Genomic DNA, 21,408 nt, shown 5'->3' with positions numbered 1-21,408 from the left:
AGGTGTTGGCAAGGATTTCTAGGCTGCCTAGCCGACATGGCTAATATAGCCGCGCCTAATCGCCTCCGCGACGGCTTGCGCCCCGCTGTTGGCGCCGAGTCTGATTTTGGCGTTAAGAAAGTATTATTTCAGGTCGCGCAAAAGCGGTCCTGGTTTTGCGACGACGACACGCGTTGGTCGTCTTGAGACGACGATAGGATCGGTCTTCCCTGAAGATATTAATGCATGTCGCTCAAACGTGGCCCCGGCTTTGAGGCAACGACATGCATTCGTCAGCTGATATAGCCGTGCCTGATTGCCTCGGCGACTGCCTGCACGCGGTTGACGGCGCCCAGTTTGCTCTTGGCGTTGAGAAGGTGTTTCTCAGAGGTATGCTCCGAGATGCCGAGGATCTGCGAAATCTCCCACTCGGATTTGCCGACCGCCGCCCATTGCAGGCATTCGCGCTCGCGCGGCGTCAATTCAATGTGCTCGATCGTTTTAGCGGCCGTCATTTGAAGCTGCATGGCGCGGCCGATGGCATAGGTGGAGGCCAGCGAGACCATTGCGAATTCGGCGTCTGACAATTCGACCGCCTCACCGCCCAGCGAAACCAGCGCGATCTGGCCTTCGAGCGTGACCAGCGGAAAGGCGAGGCCGTCACGCAGCTTGAACTGGCGGGCGTCGCGCATCACCTCGTCGCTGCTCTTGTCGGCGGGCATATTTTGAACGGCGTCGCGCCATTGGAATGGCGCCCCCAACAGCTTCAAATGGCTGACGACCGGATCGTGGTCGACATAGTTGCGCGACAAGTAACGCTCCAGCCATTCGCTAGGCCAATCGCACAGCAGCACATGATCCTTCGTCTGGCTGCTCGGTGTACCGGGCTGCGGCACCGTTGCGGCTATCAGGGCCGTCAATCCGAAATTCGAGGTGACATTAAGCAGCTCCTCGCACACCGCAGCCGACGTGCCGGCACGCTGTACCCGGTCGATATATTCAAGTGTCCGGTCAAAATAACCCATCGCAACATCTACCCTATGTTGCCTACCGCTCTTGAGACTGATGCTACGTGCCTGACCCGCACTTTGCCATCAACCCCGGATTGCAAGCCGCATGCTTATTTTTTCTAACGCAGCAATCGCCAACCCCTGGCCGACTCTGCGCGGCTATTTGCAAACTAACTAAAGCATACCCCGAAATTTGCGCTTTGAAATCAAAAACAATTGTGCCTGCGCCGTTTTCGTATCAAAAGCCAACGGCCAAGACGGGCGGAGTTCTTTCGTGACATCTCGCTGGATAGCCATCGCCTTGCTGTCGCTGCTGGTCGGAGCGCAGCCGTTTGCCGGCGTCGCACGGGCGGCGGAACCGCAGGTGCCGGTGCTTTGGGACGCCAAGGAACGGCTGCCGAAACCGGATCTCTCGGCGCTGCCGAGACTCCGGTTCCTGACCACAACCGATTTCCCGCCCTTCAACTTTCTCGACGGCGCCGGCCGGCTGTCCGGTTTTCACATCGACCTGGCGCGGGCGATTTGTGCCGAACTCGACATCGCCGACAAATGCCAGATCCAGGCGCTGCCCTGGGCCGAACTCGACGACGCTTTGCAGAAGGGCGAAGGCGAAGCGATCATCGCCGGCATCGCCGCGACGCCGGAAACCCGGGCGAAGTATAGTTTTTCGCGCTCCTACCTGCAGTTTCCGGCGCGCTTCATCATGCCGAAAGCGAAGGCTTTCGCCGAGCCGATCCTCGACAAATTGCGCAGCAAACGGGTCGGCGTGCTGGCCGGCTCGGCGCATGAAAAGATGCTGCGCGATTATTTCGGCAACGTGCAGATCGTCCCCTTCGACCGGCAGGAAGACCTCTACAACGATTTGAAAAGCAGCAAGATCGACGCCGCCTTCGGCGACGGCATGCGCTTTTCCTTCTGGCTGGGCGGCACGGACGCGGCAGGCTGCTGCCGCTTCGCGGGTGGCCCGTACCTGGCCCCGGAATATCTGGGATCCGGCATGACCATTGCCACAAGGGCCGGCGACCCGGCGCTGGCAGCGGCCATGGACTACGCGCTGCAGGAGATTTCGGTGAAGGGAACGTTCGCCGAATTCTATCTGCGGTATTTCCCGGTCAGTTTTTTCTGATCCGGTCCGGTCAGTTTCTTCTGACCCGGTCCAGTCCGCTTTTCTGAGAGCTGCTGTATCAGGTCAGCGTGCGCAGGCGGGCCTTCGCGCCGCGCGCGATGGCTGCGGCGGTCAGCGTGTCGAGGTCGAGCTCGCGGCGGATCAATTGCAGCACCCGCAATTCCTCCATGCGCATTTCGAGATCGACGGCGGCAACCTCGAAGGCGGCGGCATAGGCAGTGTCGTGCAGCCGCTCCGGCAAAGCCTTGCCAACACGCTCGAGAACGCCTTCCAGCCCATCCTTTTCATGCAGCATCTTCTGGCAGTCCTGCGCGATGGCAATCAACCTGTCCTGATTGAAATCCTCGAACACCGGCCAGCTGCGGACGACGTCGCCGATGCGCGCCAGTTCGACATCGGTCATGTCACGGTCGGAAGCCGAGGTGATGACCATCAGGTAGATCAGGGCTTCATGCGTGGACGGCAAAGGCATTCAAAACTCCTTGATATTGGGTTTCGAAGGTAGGAACGCGGTATCCGCGCTGCAAGGAAAAACCGCCGCGCGCGTTGACGCCCAAGGCGTGCACGCCTAGAGACCGGTTGAAAAACTCCGATCCGGCGATGCCGGCGCATGATTTGGAAGACAGCGACATGACGGCATCAAACATCGCCGATCTCGACCCCGAAATGCTTGCGGCGGCAGCCGAAAGCAAGGCTTGGCCGTTCGAGGAAGCCAAAAAGATCATCGAGCGCTACAAAGGCGCCGACTTTCCCGAGACCGTCCTGTTCGAGACCGGCTACGGGCCGTCGGGCCTGCCGCATATCGGCACGTTCGGCGAAGTCGCGCGCACCTTGATGGTGCGCCACGCCTTCCACGTGCTGACCGAAAACAAGGTCAAGACCAAGCTTCTGTGCTTCTCCGACGACATGGACGGCATGCGCAAGATCCCCGACAATGTGCCGGATCGCGCAGCGCTCGAGCCGTACCTGCACATGCCGCTGTCGTCGGTGCCCAATCCGTTCGGCGGCGACTATGCGAGCTTTGCCGACCACAACAATGCGATGCTTTGCCGCTTCCTCGACACGTTCGGCTTCGATTACGAGTTCGCCAGCGCGACGCAGTACTACAAGGCCGGCCGCTTCGATGCGATGCTGCTGCGCGCCGCCGAGCGCTACGACCAGATCATGAAGGTGATGCTGCCGACGCTCGGGCCCGAGCGCCAGGCGACCTACAGCCCGTTCCTGCCGATCTCACCAAAGAGCGGCCGCGTGCTCTATGTGCCGATGAAGCATGTCGATGCCAAGGCCGGCACCATCACCTTCGACGATGACGGCACCGAGACGACGCTTGTCGTGACCGGCGGCAAGGTGAAATTGCAGTGGAAGCCGGATTTCGGCATGCGCTGGGCAGCGCTCGGCGTCGATTTCGAAATGTTCGGCAAGGACCACCAGACCAATGCCGTGGTCTACGACCGCATCTGCAACATCCTCGGCGGACGCGCGCCGGAGCATTTCGTCTACGAGCTGTTCCTCGACGAGAACGGCCAGAAGATCTCGAAGTCGAAGGGCAACGGGCTGACCATAGACGAATGGCTGCGCTATGCGCCGACCGAAAGCCTCGGCCTTTACATGTATCAGCGCCCAAGGCAGGCGAAGAAACTCTATTTCGACGTCATCCCGCGGGCCGTCGACGAATATTACACCTTCCTCGGCGCCTATCCGCGCCAGGACTGGAAGGAAAGGCTGGGCAATCCGGTCTGGCACATGCATGACGGCAAGCCGCCGGCGATCGACCTGCCGGTGCCGTTCTCGCTGCTGCTCAACCTGGTCAGCGCCTCCAACGCGCAGAACAAGGATGTGCTGTGGGGCTTCATCTCGCGCCATGCATCGGGCGTGACGCCGGCAACGCATCCCGAACTCGACCAGTTGGTCGGCTTTGCAATCCGCTACTTCGACGATTTCGTGAAGCCGACGAAGACGTTCCGGCCGGCCGACGACGTCGAACGCGTCGCGCTGGAGGCTCTTGGCAACGCGCTTGGCGCCCTGCCTGCGGGCGCCGATGGTGAAGCGATCCAGAACGCTTCGCTCAACGTCGCGCGCAAGATCGAACGCTATCAGGACCATTCCAAGCAGAGTCCGGACGGCGGCCCCGGCGTTTCCGGCGCTTTCTTCCAAATGATCTACCAGGTGCTGATCGGCCAGGAGCGCGGTCCGCGCTTCGGTTCGTTCGCAGCGCTTTACGGCATTGCCGAGACGCGCGCGCTCATTGAGCGGGCGCTGGCTGGGGAGCTGGCGGCATAACGTCCGTTCCGGCCGGCGGGACGTCCGTCGCCGGGCCATCGAGGATCGGTTGCGATGCCGTCGGGGCGGCTACCGGCGTCGGCGCCGGCGGCAGGCCGCCAAGATCGGGCGCGGCTCCGAAGATGCCCTTCTTGTCGGTGCGCGCCTTGTCGCCGGCTTCGACGTAAGGGCCGCCGGCGACCGCGCGCGCCCAGCCGTTTTCGACCAACCACAGGCCGACATCCTGCTTGCCGATGCGGCATTCGGCGGCGATCAGGCTGCGGTCGGCCTCCGCCGGCACCTTGCACGCCACGGCACGGCCGCGCAGGAAAGATCGGAACGCGGTGCGCGCGCGAGCCCCGCAAGCCCAGGACTTGCCATCCTCGCTGCAGGTCTCGTCCTCCTTGACTATATCGATGCCGGACACCGCAACGGAATAACCGTTGGCTTCGATCAGGCCGGCGGCGGATGCCACCGGCTGGAACAGTTTTGTCCCGCCCCAGTCGTCGACGGCTCTGGGCCGACGCGGCTTCGGCGGTCCGGCCAGCGCGAGATCGCTCAGCGGCGCACGCGGCTCGACCCGTTCGAGTTCCTCTGGTGCAAGCGGCGGCGGCGCGATCGCCTCGGGATCGATCGCTCTCGAATGCACCGGAGGCGAATGCGCCGGAGGCTCGGCGGGCTGTATCTGGGGGATGGCCGATGTTGCCGGCTCCTCGGGCACGGCCTCAGCGCCCGGGTCGATCTGGTCGACGACGACGCTGCTCTGCTCGGGCTGCAGGACGCGGCCGCCAAGGACGATCAGAGCGACCATGACTGGGACCGCCAGCACGGCCAGAACCAGTTGTAAGAGCCGCACTACTGGCTTGCCCAGACGATCCGCGCCACCCATTCGACATCGCGCATGGCGATGTCGCGGTCCGGGTGGTCGGGATTGAGCGAGATCAGCACGATCGATTTCGTCGTCTGACGGTCGAGCACCTTGGCCATGACCTCGCCGGCATTGGTCTTGACGACGACGCGGTCGCCCTTGCGGGTGGTGGCGCCCGGCTCGACGATCAGCACATCGCCATTGCGGTAGAGCGGCAGCATGGAATCGCCCTGCACCTTCAGCGCATAGGAGGTTTCCGTCGCCCGCGCCGGAAGCTCGACCAGATCCCAGCCCTGGCCGGAGGGATAGCCGGCATCGTCGAAGAAGCCGCCGGCGCCGGCCTGGGCAAAGCCAAGCAGCGGCACCGCTGAACGCTGTGCGGTCGCGGCGCCGGTATTGGCGCGGCCTTCGACCAACCCGGTGAATTCGTCGAGCGAGGCGCCCGTCGCCTCGATGATCTTGGCCAGCGATTCGGTCGAGGGCCAGCGCGGCCGTCCATCCGAGGACAGCCGCTTCGATTTGTTGAACGCAGTCGAATCAAGGCCTGCGCGCCGGGCCAGGCCCGAGGCCGACAGCGAATAACGCTCGGCGAGAGCGTCGATGGCGGCCCAAACGCGATCATGCGAGAGCAAGTCGCTCTCCCTTTAGATGGAGCATGATCTTTTCCAGAAACCGGTACCCACTTTTTGGGATCATGCTCAAAACAGGAAAAAATACCTTTCCTTCATAAGAGCGGTGGGCAGTCTTGTCCAGCGGCAGGGGCCAGGATGACGGAGTTTTGCACGCCCTATTGCGCCTTGACGTCAAGCGGCCGCGGCTCACGCGCGCCATTGTCGCGCGCCACCCAGCGGGCAAGCACACCCCGCAGCGCCTGGACCCCTCGCGTCGCCATTTGCGACCATTCCAGCAGCGGCCACAGGGTCAGCTGCACGACATCGTTGCGTGGCACGCCGGCCGCACCCATCGGTGCAGTGCACGGGCCGGGCACGCGGTAGGTGCCGAACATCCAGTCGAAGAAGGGGAATATATTGGCGAGGTTCTTGCCGTAGGCCTCGGGCACATCGGCATGGTGCCAGCGGTGGAAGCGCGGCGAGGCGACCAGCATGCGCAGTGGGCCGTGATCCCAGTCGACATCGATGTGGACGTAGATGTTGTGCAGCAGCAGGATCAGCGCACCGGCGCCGATAGCGTTCGCCGGCAGGCCGAGCCAGGTCAGCAGGATGGTGTAGGAACCCCACATCACCAGCATCTCCAGCACGTGGACGCGGTAGGTCGTCAGTGCATTGACTACGGGATCGGAGTGATGGATCGCATGCACCGGCCACAGCCACTTCATGTGCATGAGGCGATGGTTCCAGTAATTGGCGAAATCATAGGCCACTATGGCGACAAGGCTGAGCGCCCAGACCGGCAGGCTTTCCCAGACGGCGCCGGGCACGCTGGGGATGCCGAGCAGCCCGTACAGCGTCTTGATCTGCCCGGAGAGCAGCCAGATCCCAGGGATCAGGACGATGTTGATGTGAAAGATGGCCAGCGTCGCCGCCACGCTCTCGACTGCGCGCCGCGACCAGGAACCCCGCCAGCCCTTGCGGGCAATGTCGAGGGCGAGCAGCAGGAGCAGGAAGGCAAAGACGCACTGCTTGTCGGGATCGCTCGCCTGGCCGCGCCAGGCGACGAGCATGCCATTGATGTAGTCGACAATTCCGTCCACGCCGGCCCTCCAACCGCGCCAGGGAGCGACGGCGACCCATCGCGAAGCCAGCCCGGCAGCTCAGCCTTAGCGGAATTTGTTTAAGGGCGGTTGAATCCGGGCTTTGGCATTGAAGCTTTCGCCTGCGGCCTCAAATCCCTTTGGCCAGGCTGCGCAATCCCTGGTGGGAGGTCATGAAAGTCCGCTCGGCCTCTGTCGGCGGCCGCGGTTGAACGGAACGGCCAAGCGCTGCCACAACCTCGTCTATGTCGACAAAGCGGCGGCCGGGACGGTCGTAGACACCACCCGTCGTCATGATCAACGCGGCCGTCTCGCCATTGTCGAGGACAAAGCGGTGCCTGCCGATGACCTGGGTGCCCTCCCAGGTTTCGATCGAGGACACCACCTCAAAGCGACGCCACAGCCTGATCTCACGCACATAGACAGACTCCAGTCCGCCGATCATCGGCGCCCAGCCTTGTCTGCGCGCCAGCGCGATAAGGCCGACGCGCAGGAAGATATCGATGCGGCCGAGGTCGGCCAGCATCATGTAGCGGGCATTGTTGAGATGGCTGTTGAAGTCGATGTCGGTCGGCAGGCAGCGGAAAGCCAGGCGGCTTTCGCTGCCAACCATATAGGGGCCACGGCGCGAAGCCGTGGCCATCATGCGCGCCAGGCGCCCCCAGACGTACATCGGGCGCTAGATCAGGCGGCCTTCTTCACCTCGCCCTTCGCATAGGGATCGAAGCGCTGGTAGAAGGTCTCGCCCTTCTCGGCCAGGTCGAGCAGCAGCTTGGGCGCCTTGAACTCGGCGCCGTATTTCTTCTGCAGGCCCTTGGCGATTTTGACGAACTCCTTGGCGCCGATGCCGTCGATATAGGACAGCGCGCCGCCGGTGAACGGCGCAAAGCCGAAAGCGAGGATCGAGCCGACATCGGCCTCGCGCGGATCGGTGACGATGCCCTCTTCCATCACCCGCGCCGCTTCCAGCGCGATGGTGACCAGCAGGCGCTGCTGCAGCTCATCATAGTCGACCTTCTCGGCCTTCAGCTGCGGATAGAGGTTCTTCAGGCCGGGCCACAGCTTCTTCTTGGCGGGCTTGGCCGGATAGTCGTAAAAACCCTTGCCGTTCTTGCGGCCGAAGCGGCCATGRGTGTCGACCAGCGTGTTGATCAGCGCCATCTGCTTGGGGTCGACGGCCTTGTCGCCGAGGTCCCGGATGGTCTGCTTCATGATCTTCTGGGCAAGGTCGATCGCCGTCTCGTCGGTCAGCGCCAACGGACCGACCGGCATGCCGGCGGCCTTGGCTGCGTTCTCGATCATCGGCGCCGGAACACCTTCGATCAGCATCTTGTAGGCTTCTGACATGTAGCGCAGCACGCAGCGGTTGACGTAGAAGCCGCGCGTGTCGTTGACGACGATCGGCGTCTTCTTGATGGCGCGCACGAAGTCGATTGCCGTGGCCAGCGCCTTGTCGCCGGTCTTCTTGCCCAAAATGATCTCGACCAGCATCATCTTGTCGACCGGCGAGAAGAAATGGATGCCGACGAAATTCTTCGGCCGCGCTGAATTCTTGGCCAGCGCGGTGATCGGGATGGTCGAGGTGTTGGAGGCGAAGATCGCCGACGATTTCAGCACCGCTTCGGCCTGTTCGGTGGCAGCTTTCTTGACGGCCGAATCCTCGAACACCGCCTCGACGACGAGATCGCAGCCGGCGAGATCGGCATAGTCTGCCGTCGGCGTGATCAGCGACAAAAGCTTGTCCTTCTCCTCGGGCTTGGCGCGGCCCTTCTTGACCTGATCGGAGATCAGGCCATCGGAATGCGCCTTGCCCTTTTCGGCCGACGCCATGTCGCGGTCGAGCAGCACCACCGGGATGCCGGCCTTGGCGGTGACGAAGGCAATGCCGGCGCCCATGAAGCCGGCGCCGAGAATGCCGATCTTCTTGAACTTGGTTTCCGGCACGCCGGCCGGGCGGCGGGCGCCCTTGTTCAATTCCTGCAGCGAGACGAACAGCGAGCGGATCATTGCGGCCGCTTCCTTCGACTGCATGATTTCGGTGAAATAGCGCTGCTCGATCCGCAGACCGGTGTCGAACGGCACCAGCAGGCCCTCATAGACGCATTTCAGGATGGCTGCTGCGGCCGGATAATTGCCGTAGGTTTCGCGGCGCAGGATGGCGATGGCAGGCGGCCACAGGTTGAAGCCGGCGGGCGAATAGATCTGGCCGCCGGGCAGCTTGAAGCCCTTCTCGTCCCAAGGCTGGACGGCCTTCAGGCCGTTCTTGATCATCGCCTTGGCGGTGTCGATCAGCTTGGCGGGTTCGGCGACCTCGTGGATCAGGCCCATGGCCTTGGCCTTCTGCGCCGACAGGTTCTGGCCGGTGGTCAGCATCTGCAGCGCCTGCTGCTGGTCGGTCAGCCGCGGCACGCGCTGGGTGCCGCCGGCGCCCGGGAAAATGCCGACCTTGACTTCCGGCAGGGCCATCTTGACCTTGTCGGAGTCAGCGGCCACGCGGCCGTGGCAGGCCAACGACAATTCGAACGCTCCGCCCATGCAGGTGCCGTTGATCGCCGAAACCCAAGGCTTGCCCGACGTTTCGAGCTTGCGCCAGAGGCCACCCATGCGGCCGGCATTGTCGAACAAGAGTTTTGCCGCTTTCTGCGGGTCCTTGCCTTTTTCCTTGGCAAAGACCGTCAGCATCTTCTGCAGCATGGTGAGATCGGCGCCGCCGGAGAAGCTGTCCTTGCCCGAGGTGATCACCGCGCCCTTGATGCCGGCGTCGGCCACGACCTGGTCGATGATCTTGTCGAGCTCGTTCATCACCTCTTCGGTGAAGACGTTCATCGAGCGATCCGGCATGTTCCAGGTGACCAGCGCGATGCCGTCGGCGTCGGTCTCGACCGTGAAGTTTGTGTAGGTCATGTCTCTCTCCTTCCGGCCGAAATCAGACGCGTTCGATGATGGTTGCGGTGCCCATGCCGGCGCCGATGCACAGCGTCACCAGCGCGGTGTTGAGGTCGCGCCGCTCCAGCTCGTCCAGCACCGTGCCCAGGATCATCGCGCCGGTGGCGCCGAGCGGATGGCCCATGGCAATGGCGCCGCCATTGACGTTGATCTTGTCGTGCGGAATGTCGAAGGCCTGCATGTAGCGCAGCACCACGGAGGCGAAGGCTTCGTTGAGCTCGAACAGATCGATGTCCGACAGCTTCATCTTGGCGCGCTTCAACAGCTTCTCGGTGACGTCGACCGGACCGGTCAGCATCAGCACCGGCTCGGAGCCGATGTTGGCGAAGGCGCGGATGCGCGCGCGGGGCTTGAGGCCCATCGTCTTGCCGGCCTTCTTGGAGCCGAGCAGCACGGCGGCAGCACCGTCGACGATGCCGGACGAATTGCCGGCATGGTGGACGTGGTTCACCTCTTCCACTTCCGGATGCTTCTGCACGGCGACCGCGTCGAAGCCGCCCATTTCGCCTGGCATGACGAAGGACGGGTTGAGCGAGGCCAGCGACTGCATGTCGGTCGTAGGCCGCATATGCTCGTCATGGTCGAGGATAATGAGCCCGTTCTGGTCCTTGATCGGGATGACCGAATTCTTGAAGCGGCCGTCGGCCCAGGCCTTGCCGGCGCGCTTCTGGCTCTCGACCGCGTAGGCGTCGACGTCGTCGCGCGAGAAGCCGTATTTGGTGGCGATCAAATCGGCCGAGATGCCTTGCGGCACGAACCAGCCGGGCAGACCGACGGACGGGTCCATGAACCAGGCGCCGCCGGAGGCGCCCATGCCGACGCGCGACATCGATTCCACACCGCCGGCGATGACGATCTCGTCGGCGCCTTGCGCGATCTTGGCGGCGCCGAAATTGATGGCGTCGAGACCCGAAGCGCAGAAGCGCGAAATCTGCATGCCCGGCGCCTTGTTGTCGTAGCCGGCCTCGAAGGCGGCGGCGCGCGGAATGACCGAGCCGGCTTCGCCGACCGGATCGACGCAGCCGAAGATGATGTCGTCGACGTTTGCAGTGTCGAGCCCGTTGCGGTCGCGCAGCGCTTCAAGCGTCTTTGCAGCAAGCCGCACCGCCGGCACTTCATGCAGCGAGCCATCCTTCTTGCCCTTGCCGCGCGGCGTGCGCACGGCGTCATAGACATAAGCTTCGGCCATTTTCTTGCTCCTTGGGTTTGCCGGTCGTGGCTCTCAGAGAGAGCGGCCGATCAGCAATTTCATGATCTCGTTGGTGCCGCCGTAGATGCGCTGGACGCGGGCGTCGCGGAACATGCGGGCGATCGGATATTCATTCATGTAGCCATAGCCGCCATGCAATTGAAGGCATTCGTCGACGACTTTTCCCTGCAGGTCCGAGAGCCAGTACTTGGCCATCGACGCGGTCACCGGATCCAGCCCGCCATTGACGTGGCGGGTGACGCAATCATTGTAGAAGACGCGGCCGATGGTGGCCTCGGTCTTGAGCTCGGCGAGCTTGAACTGGGTGTTCTGGAACTCGATGATCGCCTTGCCGAAGGCCTTGCGATCCTTGACGTAGTCGATGGTCAGCGCCAGTGCGCGCTCGATCATGGCGATGGCGCCGGTGCCGATCTGCAGCCGCTCCTGCGGCAATTGCTGCATCAGCTGGATGAAGCCCTGGCCCTCGTCGTGGCCAAGCAGGTTCGAGGTCGGCACGCGCACGTCGTTGAAGAACAATTCCGACGTGTCGTTGGCCTTCAGGCCGATCTTGTCGAGGTTGCGGCCGCGCTGAAAACCTTCGACCTCGTCGGTCTCGACGACGATCAGCGAAGTGCCTTTGGCGCCCTTGGCCGGATCGGTCTTGGTGACGACGATGACGAAATTGGCCAGCTGGCCGTTGGTGATGAAGGTCTTCGAACCGTTGATCTTGTACTGGTTGCCGTCCTTCTCGGCCCGCGTCTTGACGCCTTGCAGGTCGGAGCCGGCGCCCGGCTCGGTCATGGCGATGGCGCCGATCAGTTCGCCGGTCGCCAGCTTCGGCAGCCACTTCTTCTTCTGCTCTTCAGAGCCGTAATGAAGGATATAGGGGGCAACGATCGCATTGTGCAGGCCGATGCCGAAACCGTCGACGCCGACATGGCCGATGGCCTCGATGATGGCGCTCTCATGTGCGAAGGTGCCGCCGGAACCGCCATATTCCTCGGGCATGGAGGCGCAGAGCAGGCCGGCGGCACCCGCCTTGCGCCAGCTCTCGCGGTCGACCATCTCGTTCTTCTCGAACTCGTCGTAACGCGGCGCGATCTCCTCCGACATGAAGCGATGCGCCATGTCGTAAAGCATGCCGACTTCGTCCGCCGCCCAGGCGGGCTTCGGCAAGGAGAGCACTTCGGCTGGATTTGTCGCCACGATTTCCTCCGCGTTCCGACAATGTGGGCCGGCTGGGCCGGCCCGACAAACCTAGAACGCTTCCGCAGGCAGCGCCATTAGCGTGTCCGCACCACTGGAAATGCGGGCGAGATGTGCCGACGTCTCGGGCATGATCCGCTCCATGAAGAAGCGCGCCGTCACCACCTTGTTGTCATAGAAGGACTGCGAACCGTTGGCGCCGGTCTTGGCCTGAGCCGCCTTGGCCATCTGCGCCCACATGTAGCCCAGTGCCACCAGGCCGAAGAGATGCATGTAGTCGGTCGAGGCGGCACCGGCGTTGTCGGGCTTGGCCATGCCGTTCTGCACCAGCCACATGGTCGCCGCCTGCAGATCATTGAGGCCCTTCTTCAGCGCCTTGGTGAACGGCGCCAGCTTCTCGTCGGAACGGTTCTCCTCGCAGAACTCGCCAACGTCTTTGAAGAACGCCTGGATGGCGCGGCCGCCATTGAGGCCGAGCTTGCGGCCGACGAGGTCGAGCGCCTGGATGCCGTTGGCGCCTTCATAAATCATGGCGATGCGGGCATCGCGCACGAACTGGCTCATGCCGTGCTCTTCGATATAGCCATGGCCACCGAACACCTGCTGCGCCATCACGGCGTGGTCGAAACCCTTGTCGGTGAGCACGCCCTTGATCACCGGCGTCAGCAGGCCGGTATAGTCATCGGCGGCCTGGCGATCCTTGTCGTCGGCGGAACGGTGGGCGATGTCGGACTTGATCGCCGTCCACAACGCCAGCGCGCGGCCAGCCTCGTTGAAGGCCTTCATGGTCATCAGCGAGCGGCGGATGTCGGGATGGACGATGATCGGGTCGGCCTTCTTGTCCGGCGCCTTGGCGCCCGACAGCGAGCGTCCCTGCAGCCGGTCCTTGGCGTAGGACACCGCGTTCTGATACGCGATTTCCGACAGCGACAGTCCCTGCAGGCCGACGCCGAGGCGGGCTTCGTTCATCATCGTGAACATCGCCTTCAGGCCGCCATTCTCCTCGCCGAGCAGCGTGCCCTCGGCCTCGTCATAGTTCATGACGCAGGTCGAATTGCCGTGGATGCCCATCTTCTCCTCGATCGAGCCGCAGGAGAGCGTGTTCTTCTCGGCCGGACTGCCCGACGCATCAAGCTTGAGCTTCGGAACGATGAACAGCGAGATACCTTTCACGCCTGCCGGCGCACCTTCGATGCGAGCCAGCACCAGATGGACGATGTTGTCCGCCATGTCGTGCTCGCCGGCCGAGATGAAGATCTTCTGCCCGGAAATCTTGTAGGTGCCATTGCCGTTCGGCACCGCCTTGGAGCGCAGCAGGCCGAGATCGGTGCCGCAATGCGGCTCGGTCAGGTTCATCGTGCCGGTCCAGGACCCCTCGACCAGCTTGGGCAGCCACGTCGCCTTCTGCTCGTCGGTGCCATGGGTGATGATCGCCGCGATCGCGCCCTGCGTCAGGCCGGGATACATCATCAGCGCCATGTTGGCCGAGACCATATATTCGGCAACCGCGGTGTGCACGGCATAGGGCAGGCCCTGGCCACCGAATTCGACCGGTGCCGCCAGCCCCATCCAGCCGCCTTCGCGATACTGGTCGTAGGCCTCCTTGAAGCCTTTCGGCGTCGTCACCGAGCCGTCGGCATGGCGCACGCAGCCTTCCATGTCGCCAACGCGGTTCAAGGGATGCATGACGTTTTCGGCGAGCTTGGCGCCCTCGGCGAGGATCGCCTCGACCACATCGGGCGTCGCGTCGGCAAATCCGGGAAGATTGGAATAGCGCTGGTAACCCAGCACCTCATTGAGCACGAACAGCGTGTCCTGGACCGGAGCCCTGTAGATCGGCATGTGTTTCCTCCACCATGCGGGTCTTTGGCCGCGAGATCGGGCCCCAAACCATGGGGCGGGGCAGCATGCGGACCAATGTTGAAAGCGGGATAGCAAAAATTGACGTTTGCGTAAACGTCAATTTTATCGCCGCGACAAAATTTCTTTGTGCCAGCCTATCGGCGCGAGGTGGCGGACGCCAGCGATGCATGGGAGTTTCCACCCGGGCGGATGGCAAAACAAAAGAGCCGCGCGGACGGACCGCGCGGCTCTTTTTATCAAAGCTCGTGCCGAAAGACGGCGATTTGAAATCAGCTGGCGGCGCTGGCCGGTGCGGTACGCTCGGACAGCATCTGGCGCACGGCCGACATCGAGCCGCTCAGCTCGTTGATGGCGTCGTCGATCAGCGCGCGCTGCTTCTGCAGGCGGGCAAGCTGCTTCTCCGACTTGTCGAGAGCCAGCCGCAGCTGCTTGGTGTTGGATCCGGTCGGATCGTAAAGATCCATCATCTGCTTGACGTCGCGCAGCGAGAACCCGACCTTGCGGCCGAGCAGGATCAGCTTCAGCCGCGCCTTGTCACGACGCGTGTAGAGGCGCGTTGCCCCGTCACGCTTCGGATTGAGCAGGCCCTTGTCTTCATAGAAACGCAGCGTGCGCAGCGTCACGCCGTATTTCTTGGCCATTTCGCCGATGCGCACGAGCTCCTCGCCGGCTTCGACAGACATATTGTTGGTATTGGCCGCGGCTTCGCCGGGCGAAACAAATTTCATGGTCACTGGCTTTCCCCTGTAGTGGCGTCGCGGTCTCGGACCTTGCAACGCCTGAGTGGAAGCGGGGGCATGCTTCCAGTCGTGGTTTCAACGAATTCATCGCAAAAGGCACGGACAGCGCCCCTCTTACGTTTACGTCAATTCTATATCGATAGCCGCCTCATGACGCAAGGGCGTTCTGGGATTGCGAAACCTTATGCCGCACCCCCGGTTCCGGGTCCGATCGGTCGCTGCGTGTATTTCAGCAATGCCGCAACTTCTTAAGGTTGGTTAACGCCTTGTTTACCACGATGGGTGAAATGTGCGCATGTCGGTCACCCGTGTTTATCCTGTAGCGAATTTTTCACGGTTTTTCGGAGCGCGGGCCTGGCCCGGAAAGCTCGTCTTTCGCCGTAGCAGTCGCGCGGCCGCCTTCGTTCCCGACGGGGACTTTGGGGAAAACTGGCAGCAAGCCGGCCATTCTGAAAACGGACGCATCGATGAACAGCAAGCGGTCCTATCTCGATACACTCAATGCCGGCAGGCTGCGCAGGCCGAACACCACGCTTGATGAATTGAACCGTTCGCTGGAAACACTGGAACAGCGGCTGGAACGCAAGCGCGAGGACGTCGGAGAACGCCTCGATCCGCGCCGGCCACCGGTCGAGCCGCGCTACGCCAGCGCCCAACCCTATGCCCAGCCGCCACGCTGGTACGAGGACCCGCAGCCCGCACCACGGGCCAAAAGCCCGGCACCGGCCGGTTTCGACCAGAACTATCAGGCGATCGCCCGCGACATCGACCGCGTGCGCGGCCAGGAAGACAGCGTCGCCGTGGTCGGCAAGATCGCCGGCGAATTGCGCGGCCTGCGCGAGGAACTGCGCCATCAGATGACGGTCGGCCTGCAACGCGAATTCGGCGCGTTGCGCAAGGATATCGAGCGGGCATTCCAGGCAAACAGCCAAGCGGGTGGCCAAGCAGGCAAGGGCAGCGCCGAACTCGGCCTCGAATTCGAGCGCCTGTCCGGCGCCATCCAGACGCTGGCCGAAAAGAGCGACGACAGAAGCGTCAACATGCTGCGCCTCGAGCTTGAGCAGGTGAAGACGGCGCTCGACACTTTGGCCCGCGAGGAGAGCGTGCAGAAGGTCGACAGCCGCTGGGACGATTTCGACCGGCGCTGGAGCGCATTCGAGGACCGCGTCGACGCTGACCAGCGCAGCCGCGCCGAAGGCCCGGGCCTGTCGGTGCTGACCGACCGGCTCGAACAGATCAGCAATGCCGTTCACAATCTGCCGGAATCGCTGTCGCTGCGTTCGATGGAAGAAAAGGTTCGCACGCTGGCCGGCGCCGTCGATCATTTCGTCAGCCAGCAGAACAACCGCGGCAGCGACACGTTCGGCCTGATCGACGAACGGCTTGACGAGATTTCGCGCGCCATCGTCGCCTCAACCGTTGCCGCGCAGGCCAATTCCATCGACCATGAGGCCTTCGACCGCATCGAGAAGCGGATCGATTCGCTGGCCCGACAAATCGAGGAAGTGGCGCAGGATCGCCCCGGCAACGCCGTCATGGATCGGCTGGGCACATTGTCGAACAGGGTCGACGACCTGGCGGGCCGCGCCAATCTGCCGGAACAGGCGATGGAGCGCCTCGGCAAGCAGATCGCGATGATTGCCGACAAGATCGACCGCGCCCCGGCCATGCCCGACGTCGACTATATCTTCCAGGGCCTGGAGCAGCGTTTCGACGCGCTGTCGGGCATGATGGAACGCCGGCAGGGCGATGCCATCGAACAGGGCAACATGCTGTTTCGCGATCTCGAGCGGCGGCTGGACGAGGTCGCCGACCGGCTGGACCAGCGCCAGCCGCAAGCCGACAACGCCGAAATCATGGACGCCATCGACGCCCGCTTCACCGCGCTTGCCAAGCGCATGGAGACGCGTGTTCCCGATCCTGCCAACGAGGCGGCGATCCGCGGCCTGGAAAGCCGGCTCGAAGACATTTCAAGCCGGCTGGAATCGTCGGCCGCCCAGGTCGCCGGCATCGATCCGGCGCTGATCCGCAGCCTCGAGGCTCAGGTCTCCGGCCTGTCGGCGCATCTGTCGAAACCCGGAACGCCGCTGCCGGAATTCGAGGACATCAGCCCGCGCCTCAACGAAATCGAAAAGTCGCTGGCCGGCACCCGCGAGTCGATCATGGGCGCGGCACGCGAAGCAGCCGAGAGCGCCGTGCGCTCGCTGGCCGATTCCAACGCCAACACCGCGGCCGTCACCGGCCTTGCCCAGGATCTGAAGACGCTGGAAGCGCTGACGCGCCGTTCGGACGAGCGCAATTCGCGGACATTCGAGGCCATTCACGACACGCTGCTCAAGATCGTCGACCGCCTGGGCTCGCTGGAGACCAGCGAACCGGCCGAGGCGGTGAGTGAACTTCTGGATACGCCTGCCGAGCCGGCACGGCGGGCCCGCGCGGCCCGCGCCTCCAAGATCGCGGTGCAGGACGCGCCGTCGATGGACATCGACCAGCCGCTGCCGCTGACCGGAGACATGGCCGACCTCGACGGCCGCGCCGCCGCCATCATGCGCAACGAACCCGATATGCGCGCCGACCCGGGTACGCGCAGCGACCCGGTCATGCGCAGCGAGCCTGTGCGGCGCTCGCCAGCCGAGGCTGCCGCGGCCGCTGCCCAGGCGGCGCTCGGTTCCGATGCGATTGCCGAGAAAGGCGAAGGCACGGCCAGGAAGTCGCTGTTCGGCGGATTGGCGCGCGCCTTCAGGGGCAAGAAGCAGGCGGACATGCCGCCGCTTGCCGGTTCGACGCCCGATGTCGACATGCCGAGCGTGGATCTCGACGAGCCGCTCGACCCGAAGCTCGCCAACCGCCCGCTGGAGCCGGGCTCCGGCGCGCCCGACCTCAACGCCATCATGAAGCGCGTGCGCGATGAGCGTGGCCCGCCGGCGCGCCAAAACACAGGCGATGCGTCGAAATCCGACTTCATCGCTGCGGCCCGGCGCGCGGCGCAGGCAGCCGCCGCCGAGGCCGACGCGCTGAAGCGCCAGTCCACCATGAAGGGCCCGGTGAAAGCGCTGCGGATCGGCGACCTGCTCAAGGCGCGGCGCAAGCCGATCCTGATGGGCGCGGTCGCGATCATGCTGGCGCTTGCCGGCCTGCAACTGGGCAAGGCCTTCTTCGCCGATCCGGTTGAAGTCGCCAGCAACGACACGGCGCCGATTGTCGCCTCGCAGCCCGTCGAGACCGCTTCGGTCAACGCTGCCAGCCAACCCAAGGCAGACGCGCAGCCGGCCGTGCAGGACGCGCCGGCCCGGATGGTCAGGCAGGCGGAACAGTCGCAGCCAGCCGCCAGGGATGACGCGCCGATCGAGGCTGCTTCGACAAGTTCTGTTGGCCCTGAAGTGCCAGCAGCCGAACCCGCGCCAGCGCCGATGGCTTTGGCCGATCCGTCCCCGGCGCCAAGCGCAGTGCTGCCGACGACCGCCATTGCGGAACCGGCGGCGGCGGAAGCGCAGCCAGCAGCCACACCTGCCGTCATGGCGCCCTCGGAAACCACCGGCGCCGTTCCTCCCACTGACACCGCGGCGACGCCTGTCGTCGCCAAGATCGAGATCCCGGCCGATGCCGGTCCGCAGGCCCTGCGCGACGCGGCCGCCGGCGGCGACGCCAAGGCACTGTTCGAGCTCGGTTCGCGCTATGCCGAATCGCGCGGCGTCAAGGAAGACATGGCGGCAGCCGCCAAATGGTATGAAAAGTCGGCCGAACTCGGCTTCGCGCCGGCCGAATACCGCATCGGCAATTTCTACGAGAAGGGCATCGGTGTCACGCGCGACGTCAAGAAGGCAAAGACCTACTACCAGCTCGCCGCCGCGCAAGGTAACGCCAGCGCCATGCACAACCTCGCCGTGCTCTTCGCCATGGCCGCGGACGGCGTGACCGACAATGAATCGGCCGCGCACTGGTTCCAGGCGGCCGCCGATGTCGGCGTCAAGGACAGCCAGTTCAATCTCGGCATCCTGGCAGCCAAGGGCGTCGGCATGAAGCAGAGCCTGGAAGAATCCTACAAATGGTTCGCGCTCGTCGCCAAGACCGGCGACAAGGATGCGGAGGCCAAGCGTGATGAAGTCGCTAGTGCGCTGCGGCCCGAACAGCTCGAGCGGGCGCGCGCCGCCGCCGAACTGTGGAAGCCGAAGCCGCTCGACCCGGCGTCCAACTCGGCCGACATTCCTGAATCCTGGCAGGAAGGCACGCCGCAGACGACCGCCAGCGTCGACATGAAGAAGGCGGTCAAGAACATCCAGCTCATCCTCAACAAAAACGGCTACGACGCCGGCGGCGCCGATGGCGTGATGGGCGGCAAGACCAAGACCGCGATCATGGCTTTCCAGACCGACAACAAGATGCAGGCGACCGGCGAAATCGACGAAAAGCTGGTGAAGGCGCTGCTGGCGCACAAATAACGGCAGATGCGTCGCTAACGCGACGCCCTTGCCACACATTTGCCTGTTAACTGATTGAGATGTTTTTTGTTTCGGCAGAGCGGAGGGGTTTGGCCCGACCGCCCCGTCGGCGCAAGGAAAAATTGGCTTTTCGGTGCGACAATGCCCTGGAATGGCTGCAATCGCCGACAGGCAAACTGATCGAGACTGACGGGTGGGCATCTATCTCCCGATCGCGGAAATTTCCGTCAACGTCTTCGTCCTGCTGGCGATGGGCGCGGCGGTGGGTTTCCTGTCGGGCATGTTCGGGGTCGGTGGCGGCTTTCTGATTACGCCGCTCTTGATCTTCTACAACATCCCGCCGGCGATTGCGGTCGCCACCGGCGCCAACCAGGTCATCGCCTCCTCCTTCTCCGGCGCGCTGTCGCACATGAAGCGCGGTACGCTCGACTTCAAGCTCGGCGGGGTACTGTTGGCCGGCGGCATTGTCGGTTCGACCGGCGGTATCTTCGTCTTTGCGTTCCTGCGGCGTCTTGGCCAGCTCGATCTGTTCATTTCGCTGCTCTACGTCGTGCTGCTCGGCACCGTCGGCGGGCTGATGCTGGTCGAGAGCGTCAATGCGCTGCGCGCCACGCGCAGCGGCGCCGCCCCAGTGCTGAAGAAATCCGGCCAGCACAACTGGATCCACCGGCTGCCGCTGAAGATGCGCTTCAGGGCCTCGAAACTGTTCGTCAGCGTCATCCCGGTGCTGGGCCTTGGCGCCGGCATCGGCTTCCTGTCGTCAATCATGGGCGTCGGTGGCGGCTTCATCATGGTGCCGGCGCTGATCTACCTGCTGAAAGTGCCGACCAATGTCGTCATTGGCACCTCGCTGTTCCAGATCATCTTCACCTCGGCCTACACCACGCTGGTGCACGCCACCACCAACCAGACGGTCGACGTCATGCTGGCCTTCCTGTTGATGGCGGGCGGTGTCGCCGGCGCGCAATATGGCGCCAAGGCCGGCCAGAAACTGCGCGGCGAACAGCTGAGGGCACTGCTGGCGCTGCTGGTGCTGGCGGTCGCCATCCGGCTTGCCATCGATCTCTTCGTCACGCCGCCAAACCTCTATTCGCTGACCGCGGCAGGCCTGAACTGATGCGGCGGTGGGGGATTTTTTCGGCCGCCGCTTTGCTTTTCGCCCTCGCCCTGCCGGCGACAGCACAGTCGCCGAACCCGCTGCCGGAAGGCATCCAGATCGGTCTCTCCACCGACAAAGTCTCGATCACCGCCGGGTTTTCCGGCGCGGATCTCACCATTTTCGGTTCGCTGGAAAACCCCGACCCGCTGGTTGCGCGGCAGGGGCGCTATGACGTCATCGTGGTGCTCGAAGGGCCGCCGCGGCCCGTGGTGGTGCGCCGCAAGGACCGGGTGCTCGGCGTCTGGGTCAATCTGGAATCCGAGACCTTCGAGAACGTGCCCGTGTCCTATTCCGTCGCCACGACGCGGCCGCTGCAGGACATCACCGAACCCAACAGCTACAAGCAGCTGTCGCTCGGCGCCTCCAACCTTTACATGCAGCCGGCCGACGCCACCGACAGCCCGGCAACGATCGAGGAATTCACCGTGGCATTGCGCGAGCGCAAGGCTGCGACCGGCCTCTACAGCGAGAATGTCGGCGGCGTGCAGTTCCTGTCGCAAAACCTGTTCCGCGCCACCGTGCGGCTGGCGCCCAACGTTCCGGTCGGAACGCACAAAGCCCGCGCCTTCCTGTTCAAGAGCGGCCTGTTCCTCAAGGAAAGCTCGGCCCAGCTCGAAATCCGCAAATCGGGTTTCGAACAGTCGATCTTCCGCGTCGCGCACGATTATTCCTTTCTCTACGGCGTCTTCGCCGTGTCGTTGGCGATGATCACCGGCTGGCTGGGCAGGCTGATCTTCCGCAAGGACTGACGCGCAAGACCCATTTCCCGGCAAAAAGGGGTTCCCCTTTCGCGGTTTATGCGATAGATCGCCGCCTCCCATCCCTCGGGCAAATACGCACAATCAATTCGGCAAGCGGTCCGGACATCCGGATGACAGTGCATTTCGGCGCTGGCCACCGCGACCCAATGACA

17 protein-coding genes are annotated in these 21,408 nt (G+C 63.7%); 5 read left to right on the top strand and 12 right to left on the bottom strand.

What is annotated here, in order from left to right:
• Positions 1-272: 272 nt before the first annotated feature.
• A complete protein-coding gene (locus tag AC1DYJ_RS01990) occupies positions 273-1,004 on the bottom strand; it encodes a helix-turn-helix transcriptional regulator (RefSeq protein WP_477279512.1) in 732 nt (243 codons plus the stop codon).
• 289 nt (positions 1,005-1,293) lie between these two features.
• On the opposite strand from AC1DYJ_RS01990, the gene AC1DYJ_RS01985 reads away from it, so the two are divergent.
• Positions 1,294-2,115: a transporter substrate-binding domain-containing protein gene (locus tag AC1DYJ_RS01985; RefSeq protein ID WP_477280194.1), complete on the top strand. Its 822-nt coding sequence runs from the start codon at positions 1,294-1,296 to the stop codon at positions 2,113-2,115.
• A gap of 58 nt (positions 2,116-2,173) precedes the next feature.
• On the opposite strand, the gene AC1DYJ_RS01980 is transcribed toward AC1DYJ_RS01985, so the two are convergent.
• Positions 2,174-2,587 (bottom strand): tellurite resistance TerB family protein, encoded by a 414-nt coding sequence (locus AC1DYJ_RS01980; RefSeq protein ID WP_477279510.1) that lies wholly within the window; start codon positions 2,585-2,587, stop codon positions 2,174-2,176.
• Entirely contained in the window at positions 2,565-2,762 is a 198-nt protein-coding gene (locus AC1DYJ_RS01975) for a hypothetical protein (protein ID WP_477279509.1), read from the bottom strand. The genes AC1DYJ_RS01980 and AC1DYJ_RS01975 overlap by 23 nt, the downstream gene beginning before the upstream one ends.
• Between AC1DYJ_RS01975 and AC1DYJ_RS01970 the strand changes: the two genes are divergently transcribed.
• Positions 2,746-4,395 (top strand): lysine--tRNA ligase, encoded by a 1,650-nt coding sequence (locus tag AC1DYJ_RS01970; protein ID WP_477279507.1) that lies wholly within the window; start codon positions 2,746-2,748, stop codon positions 4,393-4,395. The genes AC1DYJ_RS01975 and AC1DYJ_RS01970 overlap by 17 nt on opposite strands.
• Here the strand turns inward: AC1DYJ_RS01970 and AC1DYJ_RS01965 are convergent.
• From AC1DYJ_RS01965 to AC1DYJ_RS01925, 9 genes are all read right to left on the bottom strand, one after another.
• Positions 4,358-5,230 carry a thermonuclease family protein gene (locus tag AC1DYJ_RS01965; protein ID WP_477279506.1) on the bottom strand — a complete coding sequence of 291 codons (873 nt, stop codon included), beginning with the start codon at positions 5,228-5,230 and terminating at the stop codon, positions 4,358-4,360. The two genes, AC1DYJ_RS01970 and AC1DYJ_RS01965, sit on opposite strands and share 38 nt — an antisense overlap.
• Positions 5,230-5,874 (bottom strand): S24 family peptidase, encoded by a 645-nt coding sequence (locus AC1DYJ_RS01960; protein ID WP_477279505.1) that lies wholly within the window; start codon positions 5,872-5,874, stop codon positions 5,230-5,232. The genes AC1DYJ_RS01965 and AC1DYJ_RS01960 overlap by 1 nt, the downstream gene beginning before the upstream one ends.
• A gap of 155 nt (positions 5,875-6,029) precedes the next feature.
• The gene (locus tag AC1DYJ_RS01955) at positions 6,030-6,953 is read right to left on the bottom strand and encodes a sterol desaturase family protein (protein WP_477279504.1); all 924 of its coding nucleotides are present in this window, start codon (positions 6,951-6,953) and stop codon (positions 6,030-6,032) included.
• A 130-nt stretch (positions 6,954-7,083) separates the two neighbouring features.
• Positions 7,084-7,626, bottom strand: a complete 543-nt coding sequence (locus AC1DYJ_RS01950) for a thioesterase family protein (protein WP_477279503.1) — start codon at positions 7,624-7,626, stop codon at positions 7,084-7,086.
• An 11-nt stretch (positions 7,627-7,637) separates the two neighbouring features.
• Positions 7,638-9,857, bottom strand: coding sequence for a 3-hydroxyacyl-CoA dehydrogenase NAD-binding domain-containing protein (locus AC1DYJ_RS01945; protein WP_477279502.1), 2,220 nt, complete (start codon positions 9,855-9,857; stop codon positions 7,638-7,640).
• A 22-nt stretch (positions 9,858-9,879) separates the two neighbouring features.
• Positions 9,880-11,088, bottom strand: coding sequence for an acetyl-CoA C-acetyltransferase (locus AC1DYJ_RS01940; protein ID WP_477279501.1), 1,209 nt, complete (start codon positions 11,086-11,088; stop codon positions 9,880-9,882).
• A 33-nt stretch (positions 11,089-11,121) separates the two neighbouring features.
• On the bottom strand, positions 11,122-12,294 hold the full coding sequence (locus AC1DYJ_RS01935; RefSeq protein ID WP_477279499.1) for an acyl-CoA dehydrogenase family protein: 1,173 nt from the start codon (positions 12,292-12,294) through the stop codon (positions 11,122-11,124).
• Positions 12,295-12,345: 51 nt separating this feature from the next.
• Entirely contained in the window at positions 12,346-14,136 is a 1,791-nt protein-coding gene (locus tag AC1DYJ_RS01930) for an acyl-CoA dehydrogenase (protein WP_477279497.1), read from the bottom strand.
• Between the two features lie 290 nt (positions 14,137-14,426).
• Positions 14,427-14,885 carry a MerR family transcriptional regulator gene (locus AC1DYJ_RS01925; RefSeq protein ID WP_477280193.1) on the bottom strand — a complete coding sequence of 153 codons (459 nt, stop codon included), beginning with the start codon at positions 14,883-14,885 and terminating at the stop codon, positions 14,427-14,429.
• Between the two features lie 479 nt (positions 14,886-15,364).
• Between AC1DYJ_RS01925 and AC1DYJ_RS01920 the strand changes: the two genes are divergently transcribed.
• The 3 genes from AC1DYJ_RS01920 (at position 15,365) to AC1DYJ_RS01910 (ending at position 21,244) form a co-directional block, all read left to right on the top strand.
• The gene (locus AC1DYJ_RS01920; protein WP_477279496.1) at positions 15,365-19,336 is read left to right on the top strand and encodes a peptidoglycan-binding protein; all 3,972 of its coding nucleotides are present in this window, start codon (positions 15,365-15,367) and stop codon (positions 19,334-19,336) included.
• Between the two features lie 193 nt (positions 19,337-19,529).
• The gene (locus AC1DYJ_RS01915) at positions 19,530-20,453 is read left to right on the top strand and encodes a sulfite exporter TauE/SafE family protein (RefSeq protein ID WP_023669608.1); all 924 of its coding nucleotides are present in this window, start codon (positions 19,530-19,532) and stop codon (positions 20,451-20,453) included.
• Positions 20,453-21,244, top strand: a complete 792-nt coding sequence (locus tag AC1DYJ_RS01910) for a TIGR02186 family protein (protein ID WP_477279494.1) — start codon at positions 20,453-20,455, stop codon at positions 21,242-21,244. Before AC1DYJ_RS01915 ends, AC1DYJ_RS01910 begins: the two co-directional genes overlap by 1 nt.
• The last annotated feature ends 164 nt before the right edge of the window (positions 21,245-21,408 follow it).

The organism is Mesorhizobium sp. P2_B11 (assembly GCF_056404855.1).
The sequence above is the reverse complement of the archived record's forward strand: the minus strand, read 5'-3'. Positions and strand labels throughout refer to the sequence as shown.